Source organism: Citrobacter cronae, from assembly GCF_016893685.1.
GTDB classification, from domain to species: domain Bacteria; phylum Pseudomonadota; class Gammaproteobacteria; order Enterobacterales; family Enterobacteriaceae; genus Citrobacter; species Citrobacter werkmanii.
The window spans coordinates 2,447,538-2,452,407 of sequence record NZ_CP069763.1 but is presented as its reverse complement, the minus strand read 5'-3'; the positions used below and the strand labels follow the sequence as shown (position 1 = coordinate 2,452,407).

Annotated in this window: 1 protein-coding gene; it reads right to left on the bottom strand. The window is 55.2% G+C overall.

What is annotated here, in order from left to right:
- The coding region (locus tag JSN25_RS22075; RefSeq protein WP_233638434.1) for a hemagglutinin repeat-containing protein at positions 1-4,870 on the bottom strand (4,870 nt) is incomplete at both ends.

The window sequence follows — 4,870 nt, the reverse complement described above, 5'->3', positions numbered from 1 at the left end:
ATTATTCTCAACTGCATTTTTCCCGGCCTGCGCACCTGCTGCGGCTGATGACGTACTGTCTCCTGCCAGASCACCGGCCATCCCTGCTGATATCGTTGCCAGCGCGCTGATGGTCTGCTTCTGATCCTCACGCAGTTGCGACAGGTCCTTCACATCTGGATACAGCATACCTGCAATCGCCCGGGCCGCAAGTTCACCCGTTGCCGCACCCGCTGCACCCGCTGCCGCACTGTTACCCTGCATCGCAGCCGCTGCGCCGCCCAGTATCGCGTGGGCAATGACATTTACCGCAGTATTGCCCTCTGTCGATTTAAGCAGATTCGCCAGCTCTGGTGCCGATGCCCCCGCCAGCGCGGCCCCCACATCACCGCCAGCCAGCCCCTGAAGCGCCGCCGTTGCCGCCTGAATCCCCCGCTGAATATCGCTGCCCGTGCCATACTTCGCCAGTTCTTCCTTGTACTTCGGTGTATCTTTCAGCTTATCCGCTGGCAGATTTGGATTGTCCCTCCGCGCCTCTTTGAGCGCAATAATCTCTCCCTGGGTCCTGGCGATATCGGCTGCCTGACCGCCAATGTCGCTGATGAGTCCCACCGCTTTYAGCCGGTTCTGCTCTTTCTCCTTGTCGAAAATCGGGCTGATGCTGCCGTTGGCGTGTTCCGTATCACGGCTCAGATTCGCCACGTCCTGCTTCTGACCGGCTTTATCACGGATAGTTATGGTGCCGTCTGCCACCGCCGCCTGCGTCGTGCCTTCCGCGTGGCCACTGTTGCCAGCGGCTGAAATCATTCCACCCGGCATGTTACCTTTAAACTGATCGCCGCCAAAAGCCCCGCCGCCGCTCAGGCTGGCTCCTGAATGACTGACCTTAAAGTCTGCTTCGTTGTGAATGTCCCTGAACCCCAGMGTTCCGGTATCAAGGCTGTTTTTATCCCCTGGCGCCGTCGAGGCGATTACCGTACCGTCCAGTTGTGTGTGACGTCCCACCACCACATCAAATCCGCCATCGCCAGCAAAAAGCCCGSTCTGCTCCTGCACCGAGTCATAAGTGCTTTTCATCTTGTCCTGGCTGGCACTGATATAGCCCGAACCGGTCATGCTGCCGAAGGTAAAACTGCCGCCTGCTGCTACGCTGTTCTGTTTCGATTTATAGTCGTTGCTGTCCTGCTGGCTACTCATCCACAGGTCGCGACCAATATTCGCCACCACTTTATCGCCGCTGACCTGCGCGCCATTCAGAATGGCATCACGACCACTGGCCATCGATACCGTGCCACCGCTATCAAGCGTGGTCTCAGCCCATGATGTACCGTTACCCTTCTCATGCCCTTTCGCCGCATTCACATTAGCGAAGACGCCAATACCATARCCATTRGCCCCCCCGCCAATACTGACGCCCACACCACCGCCGCTGCTACTGTTTTTCCCGGYCGTCTGCTGGGTGTTTGCCACTCCGCTCAGTACGATATCGTTCKCTGCCGCAAGCGTGGTATCCCCACCCGCCTTCAACTGGCTTGCGCCAATCAGAATATCGCCGCTGTTTCCRCTCTGACCTTTACCYGTCGCYACAATAGCCAGGTCGTTACCTGCATTCAGRGTGCTGCCTGCCRCAGTATCACTCCAGGCATGCTGCTCAGATTTTGATTTCTGGGAAGTCAGGGAAATGCTGACGCCTATACCGTTATTCGGATCGCCACCGGCCTGAGCAACTGCAACACCCTGCGCCGCCTGCACGCCGGAAAGCGCCGCCTTCGTAGCCTTCAGCGCTGCAAGCCGGTCATCACTCTCATCTTTCACATCCTGCGCGGTTTGTACTGCACTGTTTATCGCAGCACCAGCAGCCCCCGACAGCGCCACCGTCAGTCCRCTGGTTTTCTGCTCAAACTTCTCATCACGGGTGCGTTTGTCATGACCCGGTTCAATAAGTACGCTGTCGCCGCGAACAGCAATATCTTTCTGGGCGATGATATCCGCGCCGCCGAKATGTGCCTGCTGGCCCGCGGTGATACTGACRTTGCCCCCYGTTGAGCCGACAGTACTGAAGCTCTCGCTTTGGGTRGTGCCTTGTTCRCGCAGATCGTGCGTCGTTTTACTGCTACCGATAGTGAAACCGATCCCGCCCGACCCCATCAGACCGCTCTTTTTAGTCTCTTTAAAGCGCCATGARGTATCGGTATTGGTGGCAGCAACGATATCCACATTGTTGCCAGCTCCCAGCGCCACATTGCCGTCACCGGCAACGGCTGAGCCCTGTACCAGAATGTTATTCCCGGCGGCGACCGTCACATTGTTCCCACTCAGYAGCGCGCCTTTTTCCCGCGTAGCGCTGTCTTCTTCAATCGTATGGGTAGTCYTTTTACTGAGGAATCCTTTTTTGGTTTTCGTGGTTTCCTGGTAGTGATAATCGCTCTCTGTGGCGGTCGTGAGATTCACATCCCGGCCTGCCGTTACGCCGATATYGCCSTGCGCCGTAACATCCGCTGCCTGTGCGTTTACATCACGCCCGGCAATAATGACGGCGTCGCCGCCGCTGGCAATTTCCGTTCCCTGYTGGCGTACGGCGTCATTGACCACGGTTTTCTTCTTCGCACGATAACTGTCRCCGTCTGTCGTTGCTTCAGCCAGCAGGTTGACATCTCGCCCGGCCAGCAGACCGACATCATTCTCCGCAGCCAGCCCGGCCGCATRGGAATTAATATCCTGACCCGCTTTCAACAGCAGATTGTCACCCGCTGCCACGGTGGTACGGGAAAGCCCGGTGCTGTGCGATTCACTGCCGCCGTTACGGCTACTTTGCTGAGTGGAGCCCGCATTCAGATTAAGATCGTTACCCGCTGTAAGCTGAGCATTCCCCCCCGCGTTAACATCGCTGGCGGTGACGTTGAGGTTATTTCCGGCATTGATACCGAGCTTACCGCCCGAACTGATGGTGCTACCCTGCCAGTCCACTGACGAACGCCCCGTCTCTGTTATCCAGCGTCCGGAGTGGCTCCGGGCATCGTTAATCTGGTTGGCATTTACCGCAATATCTCCCCACGCATCCATCAGCAATGAACCGCCTGCAGAGAGATTCGCGCCAGTAACGGTGATATCTTTACCTGCCGAGAGCGACAATCCATCCTGCGCGGTAATGGATGCCACAGACCCCAGCAACGTATCTTTAAAGCTCACATTGCGGTATTTATCCCTGGCACTCACATCAATCTGTTCCGCCAGCGTCAGGTCATTGATGTTGCCGCCCAGACTTTCCAGCGCCACCGTTTTTCCGCTGATGGCGGAGCTGACGTTATTGATATCACCCATCGCGCTCAGGTCGAGATTGCCCCCGGCCTGCATCAGACTATTGTTAAGGTTATTAATACTGTTTTGGCTGTCGATCGTGAGATCGTTTCTCGCCAACAGCGTACTGCCGGAGTTGGTGATATTCCCGCTGGTCAGCTGAACATTATTCCCGGCAATGACGCTACCGTTGTTTACGGTGATATCTTTCGGCGAGAGATACAGCTTCGGTATCATTACCGTTTCACCGTTGACGGTCGCGGCTTCCCACCACAGCATGCTGTGCTCAAGGGACGCGATTTGATCGGCCGTCAGCGCCACCCCAAATGTCAGTCCCAGCGACTGCTGGGTACTGGCAGCGCTATCCATCAGATAACGCATCTGGTCAAGGTCAGAACCAATACCGTTGATGTATCGACTTCCCGTCTTATTCAGCATGGCGTTACTGACATAGCGGGTATCGAACGCCGCATCACCGAGGAAACGGTAGTCATATTCCGGGTTCAGTTTGAGACGATCGAGCATATAGGCCGACCCAAGGAACTGGTTTTGATCGGTATACGCAATATTGGTTTCACGCGGCGCTTCGCCAGGTTTGATACCCAGCATCGCATTCAAATCACCAAACAGGCTGGGATCGAGCTGACCAAGACCGTTCAGTTTCGGGTTAACGTTGATCAGGTACGGGCTTTTCGGATCGTCAGAGACGACGAAATACCCGTTCTTTCCGGAAGGCAACGGATACGCGCTGGTATCCACCGTTTTGCCCTGATTTTGCCCGGCAGTATTCACGCCCTTCTCGCCTGGGTTAATCAGGCCATTGAGTTGGCCGAGGCTGGCGTTACCTTTCTGCGTGGTAGAAACAGGGTTGAGCGTAGCGTCTGATACGCCGCCGCTTTCCAGCGCGCCTGCGCCGTTAATCTGCTGCAATGCGTCATGCAGTCGATCGTTCCACTGAGGGGAACTGACGCTCACCGTGTCATTGCCTGCCAGTGCCTGCTTTTGCACCCCATTACTGATGGTTTGGTTGCTGAGGGTGTTGAGGGTTGGGGTAACGATGATATTGCTAACCCGTCCCCCACCAGAGGTTGCGTTTTCGTTGCCAATAGAAGTAGTAAACCTGGCGTTTACATTACCGCCCGCCTGAATCACCGAACGGTACGTTTCCCCCCCTTCCTGAACCCGGTCATGCCCTTCCAGGGTAAATGTTATTGTGCGTTCTTTAGGAAGCACAATAGTTTCACCTTTACTGTTTCTCCCCTCGTTATAACGCGGAGGTAAAACATCAACGTTATCTACAGCAAACTGTTTATTGGAGTATTTCTCTGGAGAATAGGTATAAACCAGATAATCAGTAAGCGTCCCGGACTGCCAGCTCTGGTTATTGAATGTGCTTCCTGAAAGGTCAATATTATTATTTGCCAGAATAGTACTGGCTGCGTTATCCAGCGCGTTTGCGCCAATTGACAGATTTCGCCCTGATGAAATACGAGCTGCGCCGCCAGAGCTGGAAACCTCTGTTTTTAGCTGGCTGGAAATGAATTTCTGCGTCGCCGTGTCTTTAAACGGTGCGTAGTAATACTGGTAATAATGG